Source organism: Chryseobacterium sp. SC28, assembly GCF_003932955.1.
Lineage (GTDB): Bacteria > Bacteroidota > Bacteroidia > Flavobacteriales > Weeksellaceae > Epilithonimonas.
In genome coordinates this window covers 147,872-167,984 of sequence record NZ_QOVY01000001.1, presented here as the reverse complement: position 1 = coordinate 167,984, position 20,113 = coordinate 147,872, and the positions used below count along the sequence as shown (strand labels likewise).

General features: G+C 39.7%; 15 protein-coding genes. 6 read left to right on the top strand and 9 right to left on the bottom strand.

Translation table 11 applies throughout. The features are described from left to right. Positions 1-51 precede the first annotated feature (51 nt). The 7 genes from rplT to DTW91_RS00720 form a co-directional block, all read right to left on the bottom strand. Positions 52-396, bottom strand: coding sequence for a 50S ribosomal protein L20 (gene rplT / locus DTW91_RS00750; protein WP_125201509.1), 345 nt, complete (start codon positions 394-396; stop codon positions 52-54). A gap of 119 nt (positions 397-515) precedes the next feature. Further along, complete coding sequence (rpmI, locus tag DTW91_RS00745) at positions 516-713, bottom strand: 50S ribosomal protein L35 (protein WP_034965196.1); 198 nt, start codon at positions 711-713, stop codon at positions 516-518. A gap of 247 nt (positions 714-960) precedes the next feature. Beyond that, complete coding sequence (locus DTW91_RS00740; protein ID WP_185144712.1) at positions 961-1,926, bottom strand: 2-hydroxyacid dehydrogenase; 966 nt, start codon at positions 1,924-1,926, stop codon at positions 961-963. Between the two features lie 56 nt (positions 1,927-1,982). After that, the gene (gene ruvB, locus DTW91_RS00735; protein WP_125201507.1) at positions 1,983-3,005 is read right to left on the bottom strand and encodes a Holliday junction branch migration DNA helicase RuvB; all 1,023 of its coding nucleotides are present in this window, start codon (positions 3,003-3,005) and stop codon (positions 1,983-1,985) included. Between the two features lie 71 nt (positions 3,006-3,076). Continuing rightward, a complete protein-coding gene (locus tag DTW91_RS00730; RefSeq protein WP_125201506.1) occupies positions 3,077-4,681 on the bottom strand; it encodes an LIC_10190 family membrane protein in 1,605 nt (534 codons plus the stop codon). Positions 4,682-4,742: 61 nt separating this feature from the next. Further along, positions 4,743-5,291, bottom strand: coding sequence for a YMGG-like glycine zipper-containing protein (locus DTW91_RS00725; RefSeq protein WP_125201505.1), 549 nt, complete (start codon positions 5,289-5,291; stop codon positions 4,743-4,745). 132 nt (positions 5,292-5,423) lie between these two features. After that, positions 5,424-6,710, bottom strand: coding sequence for an adenylosuccinate synthase (locus DTW91_RS00720; RefSeq protein ID WP_125201504.1), 1,287 nt, complete (start codon positions 6,708-6,710; stop codon positions 5,424-5,426). Between the two features lie 475 nt (positions 6,711-7,185). Here DTW91_RS00720 and asnB point away from each other — a divergent pair, with 475 nt between their 5' ends. Continuing rightward, positions 7,186-8,847, top strand: coding sequence for an asparagine synthase B (asnB, locus tag DTW91_RS00715; RefSeq protein WP_125201503.1), 1,662 nt, complete (start codon positions 7,186-7,188; stop codon positions 8,845-8,847). A gap of 188 nt (positions 8,848-9,035) precedes the next feature. Here the strand turns inward: asnB and DTW91_RS00710 are convergent, their stop codons facing one another. Both DTW91_RS00710 and DTW91_RS00705 read right to left on the bottom strand, forming a co-directional pair. Then, positions 9,036-10,145, bottom strand: a complete 1,110-nt coding sequence (locus DTW91_RS00710) for a glycoside hydrolase family 26 protein (protein WP_185144711.1) — start codon at positions 10,143-10,145, stop codon at positions 9,036-9,038. A gap of 71 nt (positions 10,146-10,216) precedes the next feature. Then, a complete protein-coding gene (locus DTW91_RS00705) occupies positions 10,217-11,500 on the bottom strand; it encodes a glycoside hydrolase 5 family protein (protein ID WP_185144710.1) in 1,284 nt (427 codons plus the stop codon). Positions 11,501-11,652: 152 nt separating this feature from the next. On the opposite strand from DTW91_RS00705, the gene DTW91_RS00700 reads away from it, so the two are divergent. From DTW91_RS00700 to DTW91_RS00680, 5 genes are all read left to right on the top strand, one after another. Further along, the gene (locus DTW91_RS00700; protein WP_125201500.1) at positions 11,653-12,531 is read left to right on the top strand and encodes an AraC family transcriptional regulator; all 879 of its coding nucleotides are present in this window, start codon (positions 11,653-11,655) and stop codon (positions 12,529-12,531) included. Positions 12,532-12,923: 392 nt separating this feature from the next. Continuing rightward, positions 12,924-15,872, top strand: a complete 2,949-nt coding sequence (locus DTW91_RS00695; protein ID WP_125201499.1) for a SusC/RagA family TonB-linked outer membrane protein — start codon at positions 12,924-12,926, stop codon at positions 15,870-15,872. Positions 15,873-15,884: 12 nt separating this feature from the next. Next, a complete protein-coding gene (locus DTW91_RS00690) occupies positions 15,885-17,486 on the top strand; it encodes a RagB/SusD family nutrient uptake outer membrane protein (RefSeq protein ID WP_125201498.1) in 1,602 nt (533 codons plus the stop codon). A 12-nt stretch (positions 17,487-17,498) separates the two neighbouring features. Further along, positions 17,499-18,566 carry an IPT/TIG domain-containing protein gene (locus DTW91_RS00685; protein WP_125201497.1) on the top strand — a complete coding sequence of 356 codons (1,068 nt, stop codon included), beginning with the start codon at positions 17,499-17,501 and terminating at the stop codon, positions 18,564-18,566. A gap of 107 nt (positions 18,567-18,673) precedes the next feature. After that, on the top strand, positions 18,674-20,101 hold the full coding sequence (locus tag DTW91_RS00680; protein WP_125201496.1) for an MFS transporter: 1,428 nt from the start codon (positions 18,674-18,676) through the stop codon (positions 20,099-20,101). The last annotated feature ends 12 nt before the right edge of the window (positions 20,102-20,113 follow it).

The following is a 20,113-nucleotide window of genomic DNA, read 5'->3' as shown; positions in this document are numbered from 1 at the left end:
AAAATCCTGAGAAATTTCTCAGGATTTTACATTGATAACAAAGATTTGTAATTATTTTACTAAGTCTACCACCGCTTTGAAGGCTTCAGGATGGTTCATTGCAAGATCTGCAAGAACTTTTCTGTTGAGCTCGATGTTGTTTTTCTTCAAGCCTCCAATCAATTGGGAGTAAGTAAGGCCGTTCTCCCGGGCTCCTGCGTTGATACGCATTACCCAAAGACTTCGGAAACTTCTCTTTTTCTCTTTTCGGCCGCGGTAGGCATATTGCATTGCTTTTTCTACCGCATTTTTTGCTACTGTCCAAACGTTTTTTCTTCTACCGTAAAAACCTTTGGCCTTTTTTAATACTTTTTTTCTTCGCGCTCTAGACGCTACAGAATTGACTGATCTTGGCATATTTTAAAATGTTTTTTTGAATTGTGCGATGCTATGTTTCAGCATTCTTTGGAGCTCCAACTCAGGGTTAAATTTTTGAATTGTTCTAATTCTTATAAACCGAAATGATTTATAAAAAACTACTTTAACGCTAATTGGCGCAGTACGCTTTTTTTGTCCACCTCTGCGACGTAAGACGTCTGCGTCAGATTTCTCTTCTGCTTTGTTTCTTTTTTCGTCAAGATGTGGCTTTTGAAAGCTCCTTTTCTTTTGATCTTTCCGGTTCCGGTAAGAGCAAAACGCTTTTTAGCACCCGATTTCGTTTTTAATTTTGGCATTGTTTTGCTTTTTATGTTTTTGTTATCAATAGCTGTTGGCAGATCTATTATTAGATATTAGAGATTCTGGAATAATAGGCTGCAAAATTACAAAAAATTTCTCAAATTCAGAAGAGAAATTTTTGTTGCCATTTGAAACTGCGCAACTATTTGTACAATTTTTCAACACAAAACCCAACCGCAGAATCTAAACGACTATTTAAACCCCGAGCAGACACCTAAACCTTTCCTTAATAAAAAAGCCCATTTAATTTATTAATCCCTCAATGCTTTCATTATTTAAAAAACGCTCCACATTATAAGCTGCTTTTTGGGTTCCTAGGTTTATAGAATCTTTTACCATTGCCGAATTATGTGGCGAGCCAAGTAAGTTTGGTAGGTCGAAAAAGGGATGTTCTATTTCAAATTTTCCATATTTAAAAGGTTCTACCCACCAAGCATCGATCCCGGCATAAAAATTCGGATGGTTTTTTAGATGGTCGTACAGATCTTTTTGGTTGATGATTGATCCCCGCGCCACATTTATCAGCACCGCATCGTCTTTCATCAGTTCCAGCTTTTGCTTCGTTATCAGATTGTGGGTTTCCTCGGTCAGAGGACAAGAAAGCAGAAGCATATCAGAACTTTTCAGGACAAAATCCAGATCCTTCAAAACACCTACAAATTCGACTTCTTCGGTGGTTTTCCCCGACGTGTTGATTGCCAGGATTTTTACACCAAAAGGTCTTAATAAGTCTGCGGTTCGTTTCCCGATCGAGCCAAAGCCCACAATTCCGAGCACCGAACCTTTTATAGATTTTGTCACACTTTCTGTTTGTTTAAAAGCGCCCGTGGACATTTCGTTGTGATAGATCCATAATTTTTTGCTCAGTGCCAGCATCATAGCGACGGAATGCTCGGCCATCGGCTCTGCATAAGCGCCTTGATTGGCCGCTATTTTTGTTTTTTTCGGAAAAATATCCAGATTGATATGATCGTAGCCGGCAGATAAAAGCTGAATAAACCGGATATTACCGTACATATTGGCGTCTAAATCATAAAGCCCTTCTTTCTCGGGATTCCAAGCTAACAAAACATCGCCTTCAGAAATGATGTCGGATCTCTTTTCGGACGGATAATCTTCCAAAAACTCAATTTCTGCTTTTGATTTAAAAAATTCTTCCATCCATTGTCTTTGCCGAGGTTCTGTGACAAAAGTTACTATTATTTTCATACTTTCCATGTGGTTTTTTCAAAAACTGCCGATCATTTTTTCTTTGAAATTTCGACTTAAAATAATTCTCCCAAATTCTTAGGCCTAGCGATTCCCAAATGCTTGTAGGCTTTTTCGGTCACTTCCCTTCCGCGTGGCGTGCGGATAATGAACCCTTCTTGGATCAAAAACGGTTCATAAACTTCTTCTATCGTCTCGGGATTCTCTGCAATAGAAGTGGCCAAAGCCGATATTCCAACAGGTTTTCCACGGAAATTCTCAATCATTACCCGCATGATTTTATTATCCATATCGTCCAAGCCAAATTCATCGACGTTTAGAGAATTTAAAGCAAATTTTGTGATTTCAATTTCGATTTCGCCATTGCCTTTGATCTCGGCAAAATCCCGAACCCGGCGCAAAAGCGCATTGGCAATTCTAGGCGTTCCACGGCTTCTTCTCGCGATTTCCAGCGCAGCATCTTCATAGATTTTGACGCCCAAAACCCTGGCGCTTCGTTCGATAATCATCCCGAGTAGTTCTATCGTATAGTATTCCAATCTCGATTGAATCCCGAATCTCGCGAGCATCGGTTTGGTAAGCATTCCGCTTCTTGTGGTGGCTCCCACCAAGGTGAATGGATTCAGTCCAATTTGTACCGATCGCGCATTGGGGCCACTTTCCAGCATAATATCAATCTTGTAATCTTCCATTGCTGAATAGAGATATTCTTCTACAATCGGCGACAGGCGGTGGATTTCATCTATGAAAAGCACATCATTTTCTTCCAGATTGGTCAGCAGTCCTGCTAAACTTCCGGGTTTGTCCAGAACGGGACCGGACGTTATTTTGCATCCTACGCCGAGTTCATTCGCAATGATGTGCGCCAAAGTTGTTTTTCCCAAGCCCGGCGGGCCGTGCAACAGAACGTGATCCAAAGCGCCACCCCGATTTTTCGCGGCAGCCACAAAAACTTCCAAGTTGTCCAGCGTCTTTCTTTGTCCGGCAAAATCTCTAAATGTCTGCGGACGAATTTTTTCTTCCTGAATCAAATCGTCGTCGGAGTAGTTTTCCTTATCTGGATGTAAAAAATCGGGCATTTCGATGGGCTAATAATTAAAAATGAATCTTGAAATCGGTTTCAAACTTTAAACTCAAAGATAATGAAAAATTAGGGGATTTGGGAATGCTGTTTTTCGGTTTGTGAGATGATCTTCTCCAATTCCTTTATTTCGCCTTCGTTCAGATTTTTCTGAATCAATCCACCATTGGAATACTGCGGAAAGATGTGATAATATTGATAGATTTTCAACCAATAAAGCGGAATTGTGGGAAAGGAATTTTTATAAATCAAGCCTTTGGTGGTTTGGAATTTAAGATTTCCTAATTGAAACGATTGTGCTTTTTCGGATGCGGATTCTTTTGGTTTGATGAATTGTGACCAATGGAAACCAAACATCCAACTTCCTGAGTGAAATTTATTTTTGAAAGATCCGGGAAAAATGAACATCATCAAAATAATAATGGAGAGAAGCAGCGTGGCAAAAATGGACTTCGATGCAGCTAAATTTTTGAAAAGTAAAAACATAGCCACAATATAAACATCCAAGAAAAACCGATATTGCGCAGAAAATGAAACAATCAAAATAAATTTGATGATTAAACAAATAAATAAAAAATAATAAAAACGGCTTTTCTTGCTAAATGCGAAAAATCCCACGATTGACAACGAAATGAGAATCCCAACATTGAAGACGGATTTGTAACCGATTGTAAACCAATGAAATATTTTATCAAAAATATTAAATCCGGAAATTTGCTGGTAGGAGTATTTCATATCATAAGATTTCATCTGCCCGATCTGCGATGAATAAGTCAAAATCTCATGACTCGGTTTCCAAGGTAGATTGAAATCGAAGACGGCAACAGGAAATATCGGAAATCCAAACAGCCAGAGATTTTTCATTATAACTAAAAATCCAAAAATAAAAACCGGAATAATGGCCTTGAAAATGATTTTTTTCTGTCCAAAGTTGTTTAAAATCACAAAAAGTGGCAACCAAAAAACAATCGGTTTCACACACACAGCGAATAATGACAAATATAAAAGTATCGGATTTTCTCTTCCGGCGATTAGTTCATTAATGACAATCAAACTGAGGATTAAAATCGGCAAATCGGGACTGGGCTGCTGAACAAAAAGTAAAAAGATTGGTAGAAAAATGAGCAAAAAGAGTTGCTTTTTTTCATAAATATAAATCAAAAAAAGGACCGATAAATAGGAATTGATCTTCAAAAAAGGATCGATAATGTGCGAAAAACCAGTCTGATAGATATGCCAAAAAGAACTTTGACCAAGCAACAAATCTAAGTTGGAAATGCCTTTCACAAAACCAAAGTCTCTCAAATAAGAAATCGTTGGCACGTAATAGCTGTAATGATCAAAAAGATATGGCGAAAATGACGCAGCAAAAATGATGACACCTAAAAAGAAGTAAAACCAAAAATCAAAATTTATCTTGAACTGAGAGAATTTTTCACGCTTCAAAAACCACCCGAAGCCCAGAACTCCGGTGCATGCGATGGCGACTTCCGCAAAAATAGTTAATGGAAAGAAAAATGCGACGATCGTTTCCAAAATAGTAATGCCCATTATTCCTAAAAATGAGGTCAAAACAAAGCCCGGATTCTTGATTTGCAGCACATTTCTGATGATGATTCCGTTTCCGAAATTAACAACAAGCAAAACGAAAATAGTTGGCAGAATCGACAGCATAAAAAAAGATTGCTTAAAAATAAGCAATCTTTCTTTGTCTAATAAGATATGTGGAGAAAAGTTATTCTACCCGTCCTGTCTTTTTGTCGTTGGAGCGCCCAATGGTATAGCCTGTGGCGCCACCGGCCACACCGCCAATGACTGCGCCCAGACCGGGATTTTTCTTGGAGATAATGGCGCCGGCGGCAGCGCCACCAACTGTGCCGATTACAGTACCTTTCGCGGCGCTGCTCCATCCTTCTTTCTTAGCCGTTGTAGTGCCAGAGGAACTGCTGGATCCAGAACTGGAAGCGGTTGTCCCAGAAGCTGATCCTCCGCCGGAACTTCCCGAAGAAGAGCTTCCCGCAGAGCTGGATTTTTTAGCTACCGGCGCCGCTTGTGCTTTTCTTTCAGCTTCTTTTTCTTGTGCTACTTTTTCGAGGCTGTCTTTTTGCTTTTCAAAGTTTATTTTTTCTTTTTCAATCGCCAATTTTTGTTTTTCGAGAGCGATTTGTCTTGCTTGATAATCTAATTTTTGCTGTTCGAGGGAAGCAGTTTGGACTTTTTCATCTTTGTTACAAGAGGAAAAAGTAAGCATCGCTGCAAATCCTAATAAGAATAAATTTTTCATGATGTTCAATTTTCCACCGAAAGTGAATTAATATCTTACCTATTCAATTTTTATTCCAAAAGAAAAATCCATCATCAAAGTTTGATAAACAAAAAACTTTCCCGGCTAGGAGAAAGTTTGTCTTAAGAGTGTTTAGAAAAGTTCTTTTCTGATGATATTTTGCGAACGCTCCGGCCCTACAGATACCAAATAAACGTTGATTCCCAAATGCTCTTCTATGAATTCAATATATTTTTTGGCGTTGGGAGGTAGTTCTTCGTAAGTTCGGGCATTGCTGATGTCCTCGTCCCAGCCTTCCAATTCTTCATACTGAGGCTCATAATCGTTCAGTTTGGTGGTGGACGACGTGAAATAATCAATTATTTTTCCGTCTTCGGTTTTGTATTTCGTTGCGATTTTCAAAGGGTGAATTCCTGTGAGAACATCCAATTTTGTGATCACCAAATTATTGATTCCGTTGATCATACAGGCGTGTTTCAGGGAGACCAAATCCAGCCAGCCGGTTCTTCTTGGTCTGCCGGTAGTGGCTCCAAACTCGGCGCCGATTTGCCTGATTTTCTCTCCCAACTCATCATCCAATTCCGTTGGGAAAGGCCCGTTTCCTACCCTCGTGGTATAGGCTTTGGCAACGCCAATCAGATTTTGCAGCGCCGTCGGCGGAACCCCTGCGCCCGTGCAAACGCCGCCTGTAGAGGGCGAAGACGAAGTGACGAAAGGATAAGTCCCAAAATCGATGTCCAGCATCAAAGCCTGAGCGCCTTCAAAAAGAATATTTTTTCCTTCCTTTATTGCTTCGTTCAGTTCCAGCTCTGTATCCACGATTCGGTCTTTCAGCAGCTCGCCGAGGGCGATAAACTCTTGATAGATCTCCTCGACATCCAGAGTGGGTTTCTCGAAGTATTTTTCGAACAGTGAATTTTTGGTTTTAAGATTTTTCTCTATTTTTTCGCGCAACACTTCGGGATTCAAAAGATCAATCATCCGGATGCCGACTCTGGCAATCTTGTCTTCGTAGCAAGGGCCAATTCCTTTTTTCGTCGTGCCGAGTTGAGTGCCGCCTTGCTCTTCTTCTCTGTAGGTATCAAGGAGAATATGGTATGGCATTATCACGTGGGCTCTTCTGCTGATGAAGACGTGGTCTGTGCGCATTCCTTTGCTTTCGATTTGATTGATTTCTTTCACAAAAGCTTTCGGATTTACCACCACGCCGTTTGCGATGATGCATTTGCCTTTGCATTGGAGAACGCCGGAAGGCAAAAGGTGCAACACGAATTTTTCATCGCCTACATAAACGGTGTGACCGGCATTGTCTCCGCCCTGAAAACGAACGACATAATCTGATTTGGCCGACAAAACATCTGTGATTTTTCCCTTTCCTTCGTCCCCATACTGAAGACCGACAACGACGTAAGTTGACATATTTTTTACTTATTTTAGATTCATCGGCAAAGTTAAATTTTAAAAATTGGCTGGCAAAATTGGCGGCACAAAAAACCCTCTTACCAATGAAAGTAAGAGGGCAAAAACACAAATGATGAAAAAAAATTATAAATGCTCAATAGTCCTACTGCGCATTTATAATCAATTTTGGTAGCAAAAATCGTACTATTCTGATAATTGTTTCAAAATTATTTTAAAAACGACATTTTGGCTACTGGTCATAAATGCTCAATCTTTGTCCATTGCACGGCCGGACATCCTTAATGATAAAAGGAAAAATTCGGCGTTTCTAAAAAATTTTAAGCAGAATGGTTGAACTGAGATTAATTTCGGGAAATTATTCATATATTTAATTATTTTAATAAAATATTTTAAATATAAATCAAAATTAATTTTATTTTTAAATAATGAATTCTAATTTTGCAATATAATTTTAATCAAAAATAAAAGAATAATGTGTGGAATTGTATGCGTGTTTGACATCAAACAAAAAAATGAAACCATAAGACCCCAAGTCTTGGAAATGTCGAAAAAAATACGACACCGCGGTCCCGACTGGTCGGGGATATATCAGCACGACCACGTCATCTTCTCCCACGAGCGGCTGGCGATTGTAGATCCGACATCGGGCAAACAGCCGCTGTTCACAAAGGATAAAAAAGTGGCATTGGCCGTGAACGGAGAAATATACAACCATCAAGAACTGCGATCAGAATTTCCGGATTACGAATTCCTCACCCAATCGGACTGCGAGGTCATCTTGGCTTTGTACAGAAGAGATGGAAAAAATTTCTTGGAAAAACTCAACGGCATTTTCGCTTTTGCTCTTTATGACGAAGAAAATGATGCCTACCTCATCGGCAGAGACCATATGGGAATTGTGCCGCTTTATATGGGCTGGGACAAAACCGGAAGTTTCTATGTTGCATCTGAATTAAAAGCTCTGGAAGGTGTTTGCAACAAAATTGAAGAATTTTTGCCGGGACATTTCCTTTACAGCAAAGACGGGCAGCAACTGCAGCAATGGTACAAACGTGAGTGGGCGGAATTTGATAATGTAAAAAACAACGAAACCGACATCGCGGCCATCAGAAAAGGATTGGAAGAAGCAGTTCACAGACAATTGATGAGCGACGTTCCTTACGGCGTTTTGCTTTCGGGCGGTTTGGATTCATCAATAATCGCAGCTGTAACAGCAAAATATGCAAGACAAAGAATCGAGAGTGGCGATACGCAGGAAGCTTGGTATCCGAGATTGCACAGTTTTGCGGTCGGGCTGGAAGGATCTCCCGATCTGGCAGCAGCGCGAAAGGCGGCAGATCATATCGGATCGGTGCATCACGAAGTCAAATACACCGTTCAAGAAGGTCTGGATGCAATCAACGATGTGATCTATCATTTGGAAACCTACGACGTCACTACTGTACGCGCCTCTACTCCGATGTATCTTCTCGCAAGAGTCATCAAGTCTATGGGCATCAAAATGGTACTTTCCGGCGAAGGTTCCGACGAATTGTTCGGAGGCTATCTTTATTTCCACAAAGCGCCGTCGGCACAGGCTTTTCACGAGGAAACTGTAAGAAAATTGGGCAAACTGCATCTTTATGATTGCCTGCGTGCCAACAAATCTCTGATGGCTTGGGGCATCGAAGGCCGGGTGCCTTTCCTGGACAAAGAATTTATGGACATCGCGATGAGCATCAATCCGAAAGACAAAATGATCACCCCGGAAAGAATGGAGAAATGGGTTCTTAGAAAAGCTTTTGAAGACTTATTGCCGGAAAGTATTGTCTGGAGACAGAAAGAGCAGTTCAGCGACGGCGTGGGCTACTCCTGGATCGATACTTTGAAGCAAGTGGCTGAAGATGAAGTGACGGACGAAATGATGGCGAATGCGAAACACAGATTCCCGATCAACGTGCCGATGAGCAAGGAGGAATACCGATACAGAACGATCTTCGAAAGCCATTTCCCGAGTGATTCTGCCGCTAGTTGTGTTCCTTCGGTTCCATCAGTAGCTTGTTCTACACCAGTTGCATTGGAATGGGATGAAGCTTTTAAAAATGCCAACGACCCAAGCGGAAGAGCGGTAAAAGTACACGAGACGGCGTATTAGGAAGTTTGTCTGAAAAAGACTTTTGGCATAAAACCCTCAAAATGAAATAGAAAACTGTTTTATTTTGAGGAGTTTGCAGTTATTTTTAGCAAAACTTGACAGGGCTTATTCTATGATTTTAAGAGAGTGTATCTAAATAAAATTCGGAATTTAGATACTTGCATATAGCCGTACTCCTTAGTACATATCTATTTATACATCTCTAGCTTTTGAATTTCTTTTAAGAAAAGAGTTTTGTCTAAGTTATAAAAATTTTTAAAATCGTGTTCGTTAGGATGCCCTTTATAGGGGACGTAATAGTGCATTTTATTTTCCTGAGTCAGTCCGTGATTTCGCCAAGCTAAGACGTACGAAATTCGGAATTCTCCGATGGCCTCCATAAGAGTCTTCATCCAGAATTTATTGTAAGGAATCTGTTCGAATCCTGTTTCTGCTAATGCCGGCACTTTATGATGTTGCTTGGCTATCTCGTCCATTATGGAGAACTGTTTTTGTGCGTTTTGCACGAACGAGTTGTCGTACACCGGATTGGTCGTCAGATAGATATCAAAGCTTATCATATCTACGTAGTTGTCTCCCGGGTACGCTTCTAGGAATTCTTCTTTACTATTGAAATCGGAGGTGTTATACATCCAAATAAGATTATGGACTTGTTTTTCTTTGGTGATATAATCATAAGTAAACCTCCATAGAGACTTGAATTCTTCGGGAGTACATTTTCCTTTGCCCCACCAGAACCAACCTCCGGTAAGTTCGTGATAAGGGCGGAAAATTATCGGAACAAGCTTCTTGTCTTTTCCCTTAATACTCAAGAAGTAGTGCGAAATTTTGTCTAGCCAAGATTTATAAAGATCATGCTTTTCGCCATTTGGTAAAATAGTCGCAATGGTTTCCTGTGAATTGTCCCAGGCATCTTTTCCAGTCTTAGGATTAGAAGTGTGCCAGCTGATGGTGTTGACACCTCCTTTATCATAGACTTTTTCAATCATTTTTTTCATTTCCTTAAAAGTAAAGATATCAATAGCGCCTGCTTTGTCAAGTTCCATATTCATAATATCCCAGCCGAACACAGCAGGGTAATCTCCGGCAGTTTCCAAAACATCACTCCTGTCCTTTTGCATTCTCCAGTTTACTCCGTAGGCAAGATCATCTTGATGACCGAACATAATACCTATGTCAAGAGTTTTCCAAAGATTACGATACAAATTTTGGGTTTCCGGAGTAGCTTTGGGATCGGATAATAGCGTGACCTGCGCGTTGCCAAATAAAACAAAATAAGTTAAAATACAAACAAGCATTTTTTGATAAATTTTCATTATAAAAGGGAGATATCTTGAAGGTTGGGCGAGTAATTTTAAGTCTAAAAAAATTAGGGCTTGCTATACTTTTGGATTATCTGCCAAGTTGACTTATCGGAGACAAAAACGCCATTTAAGCCTTGCTCTTCCATTGGCGGATCTCCCATATACTCGTCTCCTTTTTTCCAGTAGATCTGCCCGGGGATTGGCTTTGCATATCCGTTGAAAGCCCAAAATGAACAACCCGCAAAACTACCATTAATATTTTTGTTGGCTTGCCAAAGTTGGAAGATGGCCTCGAAATATTGATCTCTCAAATGCGTTGTACTATTAATGTCATAGGAATGCCGATCTCGGGGGAAACCAAATTCTTCTAGTACCAAAGGTTTATTGAGTTCGTCTGCAACCTTGATATGTTTATTGATATATTCGAGAGATTTGTTCTTTGCATTTTCAAATCCTGCTTCCATTTTATCTTTTTCGAACCAGCCCCAGTTTTTTGGCCAGAGGTGGATGGTTAAATAATCTATATTTTTATCTTGGTGATTACTTCTATAAAGATGCATATTTTCGGTTCCCATTTCGCCTTCGCTACCGGTAGTTAAAAGATGATTTTTATCCAAGGACTTTATAAAAGCGGCACTTTCAGAAATAAATTTTTTATAGGCTTCGTTGGCGGCAGGGCGCATTGGACGAGGTTCATTGGCAATCTCCCACGCCATTATGTTTTTGTCTTTTTTGTATAATTTTTTGGTAACGGTATTTCTTCTGTTGATGATTCTTTTCACCTGCTCCTTATATTGATTGATACATGCTTCGCAAGAATAAAATTGGCTGGTATAATCTCTTAACTCATCCCAATTAAGAGCCCTTTGTACTGTTGCATCGTCGATTTTTCCGTTCCAATTGAGATACTGCAGCCATCCGCCGCTCCACTCCCAGTTATTTGAAAGAAAAAGCACCACCTTCATATTCCTTTTGGAGACTTCATTCATTAAGATATCCAGTCCTTTCAAGTTTTCCTCATTAAACTTGCCTTTATCATATTGATAGGATTGATCCACACGGCTGACACCGTTTATTTTACCTGTGCCTTCGGTTGCCGCCAGTACACGAATATTGGTCACATTCTGGGATTTCAGGAAGTCTAGCTCTTTTCTAAGTCTTTCGATCCCCTTTTTTTGATTTGGTTCCAGACCGAGATAAGACGCATACCAAAAATTGGTTCCAACGAAGTAATATGTTTTTTTTTCGTATTGAAACTGATTGTCTTTTACAGAGACGAACTTTTGTGCATTAATTTGGATTAATGCGCATAGAGAAAGAAAGCAAAGACCTCTTGTCATTAATTTCATTAAGATTTTGTTTGTATTTGTTAACATTTGCTTAATATCAAATTTATTTTATGTAAGTTTGTATTGTATAATACTATTTTGTCAATTTCACATTAAAAATAAACAATAGCATTGCTACAACCTGTTTTGCAAGCATTTAGTAAAGGTACAAAATGAACAAGAATCAACCTATTATACGAGAGATACCGCCCATCCTTCCCGATGAGACATTTTTGGTTTTTGACCGGGTCAAAAAAATCTTCGATTTCCCTTTGCATTATCATCCTGAGATCGAAATAAATTTTATTTCCAAAGGAAAGGGTAATCTAAGGATTGTCGGGGATCATATAGGCGAAATTGATGATTTGGAATTAGTGATGATTGGTCCCAATCTTCCGCATTACTGGAACAATCACAAATGCAAATATAAAAGGATTCACGAAATCACCATTCAGTTTAATCAGGATTTTTTTGACGAATCGCTGATGAGCAGAAGGATTATGAAATCAATTGGTGAGCTGTTGCAAAAATCAATACGGGGCATTCTGTTTTCGCGTGAGACAGCTGAAAAACTAAAAGATCGCTTCTTCAACCTATCCAAGCTGAACGGTTTTGAAACCTTTCTCGAAATGCTGAATATATTATATGAGCTTTCAATTGCTGAGCATACAACCGTCCTTTCGTCTTACAGTGTAGAACAAGAGACTTTTATTGACACAGATAGCATGAAGCTGATTCACGATTATGTTCATAATAATTTCGACAAAAAAATAAAATTAGATGAAGTAGCCTCTTTGACCAATATGAGTAGCGTGACTCTTAATAGATTCCTTAAGAAAAGAATCGGTAAAACCTTTGTAAGCTATTTAAACGAGATCAGAGTGGGCTATGCTGCAAGATGGCTGATAGAAAGGGATCTGACTGTCTCAGAAATTGCTTTTGAATCAGGATTCAACAATATTGCAAATTTCAATAAAATATTTAAATCGATTCAAAAGTCTACACCATCGGAATTTAAAGCAAAATTCAACGGGGTTAAAAAGATTCAATAAGAAAAGTGCCAGCTTCAACAACAAAGCCAAGGCATTACGATTCTCTCATTAATTATACCTCTTCTGACATCTTTATGCGGTTATTTCTAGAATCCACAATCAGCTGGTATACGTTCATAATGTAAAGCTTGAGTTCCGTAAGCTGAACCACTGCTGGCTGACAGATAAAAATAGCATATACTCTATATCTATTTTTTGCTTTTTACAAAACAAGCTAAAACCGCTATCCATAGCCTTTTTCTTCTGCGTTTAAAATAAATTAATTAAATCCTGTAAAAAAAAGATAATATATTGACAAAATAACATTAACCTTTGTTGCTGCCAAAATTTAGATTTGTCATTATTGTAAACTAATTATTAACTCAATTTTAACAATTAATTCTTCATGGACTATGAGATTAATAAAACAAAATGTGAGCCATCCAATAGCGAAAAATAAGGCAGCGCTTTTTCTTGCGCTCGCTTTGTTACCATTTGGGCTTACCAATGCACAGATCACAAGTGACACTCTGAGAGAAAGTAAGATCGACGAAGTCGTGATTGTGGGATATGGAACGCAAAAGAGAAGCGAAGTAAATTCAGCTATTTCTTCCATCAAATCAAGGGATTTGGAAAACATCAAGCAGACCTCTGTCGATCAGATGTTACAGGGGAAACTTTCCGGTGTGACAGTTACTAACGGAAATGGACAACCGGGTGCGGCCGTTTCTATTAAAATCCGTGGTGCCGCATCGATCAACAACACCAATGAACCCCTTTATATCATTGACGGAGTACCGATTTCAGGCGATGCAACAGGCAGGTCTACCTCGGGAAGGCCGATTGCGGGTAACGACTTTTCCTCAACCGGCGGTTCTGGAAGTGTGGCGGTTTCTCCCGTCTCATTCCTCAACCCAAATGATATTGAATCTATTGATGTACTTAAAGATGCTTCTGCTACTGCAATTTATGGATCAAGAGGTGCAAACGGGGTTATCATCATTACCACAAAATCTGGTAAAAAAGGAGCAGGAAGAATAAGCTACGAGGGCTATACTTCAATGGCACAAAACTATAAAGATCTCGATGTTCTCAATCTTCGTCAATATGCACAACTCCAAAATGCAATGGCACCGGTTTTCAATGTTCCCTTGCGCCCGGAATTTGCACACCCTGAATTACTTGGAGAAGGAACAGATTGGCAAAAGACCATTTACCAGACCGCCATTAGCCAAAGCCATCAGTTGTCGTTTTCCGGAGGGAAAGATGATGTCAACTACTTTTTGTCTACAGGCTTCTTGGATGAAACAGGTACCATTATCAATACGGGCTTGAAACGATATACAGTAAGATTGAATCTCAACGCCAAAGTAAAACCTTGGCTAAGAGCAGGAGCTAATATTTCCGGTGGATTTACCAACCAAAACTACACCATCAATCAAAGTTATAATGGCTTAATATCCAACACGCTCCTCCAGGCGCCCGACTTACCTGTTTATAATGCCGATGGCACTTTTGCTTCGCCTCCGGCAGGACAAAATATCAATTACTTCAATCCTGTAGCTGAAGCGCTTACTAAAGTAAACAAATTAATCCGAAAAAATTTCGTAGGTAATATTTATGGGGAAGCTGATATTTTTAAGGGTTTGAAGTACCGTTTAGAAATCTCTGCCAGCACAGAGTTTGCAGAAAACACTGAATTTGCCCCCCAATTCGACCGCGGTTCCCAATACAATATTGATGCAGACCTCTGGTTGAGAAATAATGATTGGTATTCCACCAACATTAAAAACCTCTTAACATACGACCGCTCATTTGGAAAGCACAAAGTGACTTTATTGGTCGGGCAGGAGGCTCAAGATTCGCACTGGAAAGGGAATACCGGCGAGGGACACGGTTTCAAATCCAATGATGTTTACACCCTATCAATGGCTACCACGACCAAAGCGACTAGTTATAAAGGAAGTTCATCTATGAATTCTTATTTCTCACGATTAATTTATGATTTTGACAATAGATATAGCATTACCGCTTCAATCAGAAGAGACCAGTCCTCTAAATTTGATCCGAATTATAATGATGGAGAAAATCAAATAGGATATTTTCCGGGAATTACGGGGTCTTGGCGGGTGACCAATGAAAAATTTATGGATTGGATTCCAGCAAATGTGATAAGTAATTTGAAATTCAGAGCAGGCTATGGAGAAACCGGAAACCAGCAGATTCCAAATAATTTATATGCTTCCCAACTTACAATCTATAATAATCCTGCTTACCAAAACAATCCGAATCTGACTTGGGAAACGGTAAAGCAATCTAATTTCGGGGTTGATATTACTTTATTTAAGCGATTAAATATTAATGTCGATCTCTACAATAAAAAATCTTCTGATCTCCTGTTCAAAGTGCCTTTACCAGATTATCTTACGGGCAATTCCTCCTTTTTCGGTGGTATAGAGGCACCCTATTCTAATATCGGAAGTTTACAAAACAAAGGTGTGGATGTCACCGCAGGTTACGAATTAAAAGGAGAAACGTTCAACTGGAGCACCAATTTGGTGTTTTCACAATATAAAAACAAACTTCTTAGTCTGGTAGATGGCATATCAAATATCTCCGAACAAGTCAATATAAACGGCTATCTTCCAATGGTTGCTACAAATACCACCATCGGGCAACCTATCGGGATGTTCTATGGCTTGAAAAGCGAAGGAATCTACAGAACTGATGCCGATCTGGCCGGTGCCCCAACGAGTGTCTTCGGCTCGGCTCCGCAATTAGGAGACGTAAAATATTCAGATATCAATGGTGACGGAAAAATAGATGATTCGGACAGAACGATTATTGGAAATCCCCATCCGGATTTTACTTTTGGATTTACCAACAATTTTAAATACAAAAACTTTGACTTATCTGTTTTTGTGCAGGGATCTGTAGGAAATGACGTTATGAATCTTACTAAAAGAAATGGAACTCAAAATGCCATGATGTATCAAAATCAATTAGTAGAAGCTCTAGACTATTGGAGCACAGACAATCCCAATGCTAGCCAACCAAGACTAATCAACAGCATTACACATCCTAATATTATGATTTCTGATCGATATGTCGAGAAAGGCGATTATCTGAGGATTCAAAATGTGACCTTGGGATACACATTGTCCTCTGATTTTGTGTCGCAAATTGGGCTCACAAGATTAAGAATTTATGCGACGGCTCAAAACCTTTTTACCATCACCAACTACTCTGGTTACGACCCGGAAATTGGATCATTCAACCAAAATATCTTACTGTCAGGAATTGACAACGGCAGGTATCCATCTCCCAGAACATATACTTTTGGTGTTAACTTAGATTTTTAAATTTTTTGAATTATGAAAACCTTATATATTTTAAACGTAAAAAAAATAGTGACGGCAGCACTACTATTCGGTGCGATAATTTCCTGTAGCAATGATTTTACGGACAGGCCGTCAGAAGATTCTATTGATACGAGTAATTTCTATCAAACAGACGAGCAGGTAAAAGCCTCTACCGATGCACTATACTACAAAACTTGGTTTCCCTTTAATAATAAATTTTTCTATGCCATCTCAGAAGTCGGTTCTGGTAATATGTATACCAATTCTTCTGATGTGAACGCGATGAGAAATTTTTCTATAACCGCTGTAGATCCTGAACTGAATTCGGGGTGGCAATCGCTCTGGGCCAACGTAGCACAAGCAAATTTTTTGATCAATAATCTGAAAACATTGGCAAAACCGGGCGTCAGCCTGTCCACTATCAATAACGTGTTGGGAGAAGCCTATTTTATGAGGGCAACAGCCTACTTCTATTTAGTGAGATTATGGGGACCGGTGCCTATTATTATTGATAATCTGGCGACCTCTTCCAGTCCGCAAGTTAACACAAACCGGGTTGAAGATGTGTACGAATTGATTAGAAGAGATTACACGCAGGCTATTGCGCTTTTGGACAACAAAGTACGGGGATCCAACTATGCGGATAATGCCAAAGTATCAAAAGGTTCAGCAAAAGCAATGTTGGCTAAAGTTTATCTATACGATAAAAACTATGCAAAGGCAAAAGAATTGGCCGAAGAGGTTATCAATAGTGGAGAATTCAAACTTTTGGGGGGTACCTCGCAATACTCTGTCACATCGAAATCGTTTGGCGATCTCTTTAAATATTCAAATAACAATAACGAAGAATCAATCTTTGCATTGCAATGGAAGACCGACGCCAATTATGGATCTGGTAATAATAGCAATACGCAATTTGGAATCAGCAACGGAACACTCTCTACATCCAATGCTTCCTACGGCGGTGTATTCGGCCCTTCCCAAGACATTCTTACTCTGTATGATGCAAATGATGTCAGAAGAAATGAAACGCTGATGCTTCCGGGCAATACTTATCCAGATATAAAAGTAAAGAATGGAACTTCTTTCCAAGTTGGATTTACCGTGCCAGCGGCAGATCAAATCGGAGGTCAGGGCGCCGGCGCGGCCATCAAAAAATATTGCATTGGTATTGAAAACGGGACATATACAGGCCCTGTAGATGGATGGGGAATGATGAATAATAATACTTATATTATGAGATATGCCGAATTGCTACTGATCCATGCAGAAGCAATTCTTGCAGGAGCTGGCTCAACATCTGATGCTGCTGCACTTGCCTCCTACAATGCAGTTAGAAACAGAGCGGGGCTTTCCGCTGTTACTTCTTTTACATTTGATGATATATTCAGAGAACGAAGAAAGGAATTAGCTTTCGAAGGTGATTTTTGGTTTGATTTAGGGAGACTGCCTCGTGCTCAGGCTATTGCGATAATGGCCGCACAAAACAGAGGTAATATGTACGGCCCTGAATATTTCACGCCAGACGAGAGCGATTTTACTCTGCCTTATCCTGCAAATGATGTTGCCAAGAATCCAAAATTATTAGAACCACCTGTTCCATATCAATTTTAAAATTTTAAAATAATGAAAACTTTAATTCGAAACAGTTATAAAAAAGTATTTTTAGCGCTACTTGCCGTGACACTCTGGTCCGCCTGTAATGATGATGATACGAGCGGCATTGATAGAGCTCCCATCATAGAATTTGTTGCACCTGCAGTAGATGCCAACGGAATGCCAAGCGATCTTACTCCGACAAACGTAGGATTTGCTAACAACACCTATGTTATAAGAGGAAAAAATTTTTCTTCGCTAAAACATATTTATTTTAATGATTATGAGTCCTATTTTAATCCAACTTTGGTGACAGATACTAATATCATTGTAAGCATTAATGAAAATACGCCGTACTCTAACGTAAGTAACAAATTGAAGCTTGTAACAGGCGTCGGGACGGTAGAATATGATTTTGTAATCGCACCACCTGCGCCAGTTTTCAATGGCTTCCAACCGGTAAATACTGCTGACGGAACCAATATTACTATCAAAGGAAACTATTTTGTCAACCCGGAGGTAAAAGTAGGGGATGCCTCAGCAACAATTGTATCAAGCGATCTTACCCATATTGTAGCGACTTTGCCGGCGGGTTCTCAAGGTAAAAAGGTTTCTGTATCTACGCTCTCCGGGACGGCTACCTACAATTCGCAGGTGGGAACATCTATATACGATGATGTCTTTTACGGCGGCATAAGCGTTTCCACTTGGGCAGGAGATGTATATGACATCGCTTATAGTGAAGATCCAACTAATATTATGCAAGGTGATAAAGCAATAAAATGGAATGCTAAGACTTGGTCCGCATTGCAGATTGATAATTCTCCGGAAATACCGGCTAATGCCAAGGGAATCAGATTCTATGCTAAAGCGAAAGTCGCCACGGCTACTAATGCCATAAAACTAATTTTAAATTATAGCTGGGGGACAACGCCAACTATTACCATTGGAGAAGTTTACAAATACTACGAGATACCTTTTGAGGGATCTGCTGGTTTTGGCTTATCGGGAACACCTTCAACAATGAATCTGACATTCAATAACGCATCGGGCTCAGAGTACGAAATCTATCTCGACGATATTGGTTATTATTACTAAGCTTTTTCATCATCGAGACGTACAAATCCTAATCACATTACCTTATTTTTTTAGTTATAACGAAGTTTAAACAAAAATCAAATTACCCAGCATAGAAGGTAAATAATATGAATCTTGAAAAAATTAAATTAAAAGAAAAAATAGCTTACGGATTCGGAGATGCAGCATCCTCTATGTTTTGGAAGATATTCAGTATGTATCTGCTGTTTTTCTACACCGATGTTTTCGGTCTTACCGCGGCGGCTGTGGGAACGATGTTTCTGGTAACAAAAGTTTGGGATTCGCTTTTTGATCCTTTGGTGGGTATTTACTCGGATAGGGTCGAGACAAGATGGGGGAAGTTCCGGCCTTTTCTGCTTTGGGTAGCTGTTCCGTTCGCTGTAATCGGTGTATTTACTTTCTACACGCCCAATTTTTCATACAACGGCCGTCTCATTTATGCCTACATCACTTATTCTTTGATGATGATGGTTTACTCTCTAATAAATGTGCCTTACGCTTCTTTGCTGGGTGTGATATCAGCCGATGGGAAAGTAAGAACCACTTTAGCGTCTTATCGCATGGTTTTTGCTTTCTGTGGGAGCCTGTTTGCCCTTTGGCTCATTGAGCCGTTGGTAAAATATTTTGGAGACGGCACACTTACCTCGCCCCAAGGTTGGTTTTATACTATTATGGTATTCGGAGTTATTACTACTCTGTTGTTCTGGGGCTGTTTTGCAGGGACTCGCGAAAGAGTAAAACCCATACGGGAAGAGCAATCTCCTCTCAAGGAAGACTTGAAGGATCTTCTGAGCAACAAACCTTGGTGGATTCTATTGGGAGCCGGCGTTGCAACGCTACTTTTCAATACTATTAGAGATGGAGGCGCTATCTACTATTTCAAATATTTTCTCAGTAAAGCCGACCACGAGACATTCGCTATATTTGGAATGGGGACAGGGATGTCCTATCTCACGATCTATCTGGTTTTGGGTCAGGCAGCCAATATTATAGGTGTAGTTTTAGCTACTCCCTTGGCCAATAAAGTAGGGAAGAAAAATACATTTTTCGGCGCCATGCTATTAGCTGCAATTTTAAGTCTTGCTTTTTATTTCTTGACCAAAAATGAAATGGTTCTTATATTAATATTTCAATTTGTCATAGGCATTTGCGCAGGATGCATCTTCCCGCTCTTATGGTCTATGTACGCCGATACGGCCGATTACTCGGAATGGAAGCAAGGGAGAAGAGCAACCGGATTGATTTTTTCTGCCTCATCAATGTCCCAGAAATTAGGCTGGGCGTTCGGGGGCGCGGCAACAGGCTGGTTGTTGGCTTATTTCGGATTTAAGGCCAATATTCCACAATCAGAATCCGCCCAGTGGGGTATCCGCTTGATGCTGAGTGTTTTACCCGCAATCGGCGCAGGCATATCGATGCTGTTTATATCGATCTATCCTTTAAGTGAAGAAAAATTAAAAAACATTAGCAAAGAATTAAACGAAAGAAGAGTCGTGGAGAAAGACCACACGACTTCCAAGAAGCAGTTTATATAAATTTCACCTATA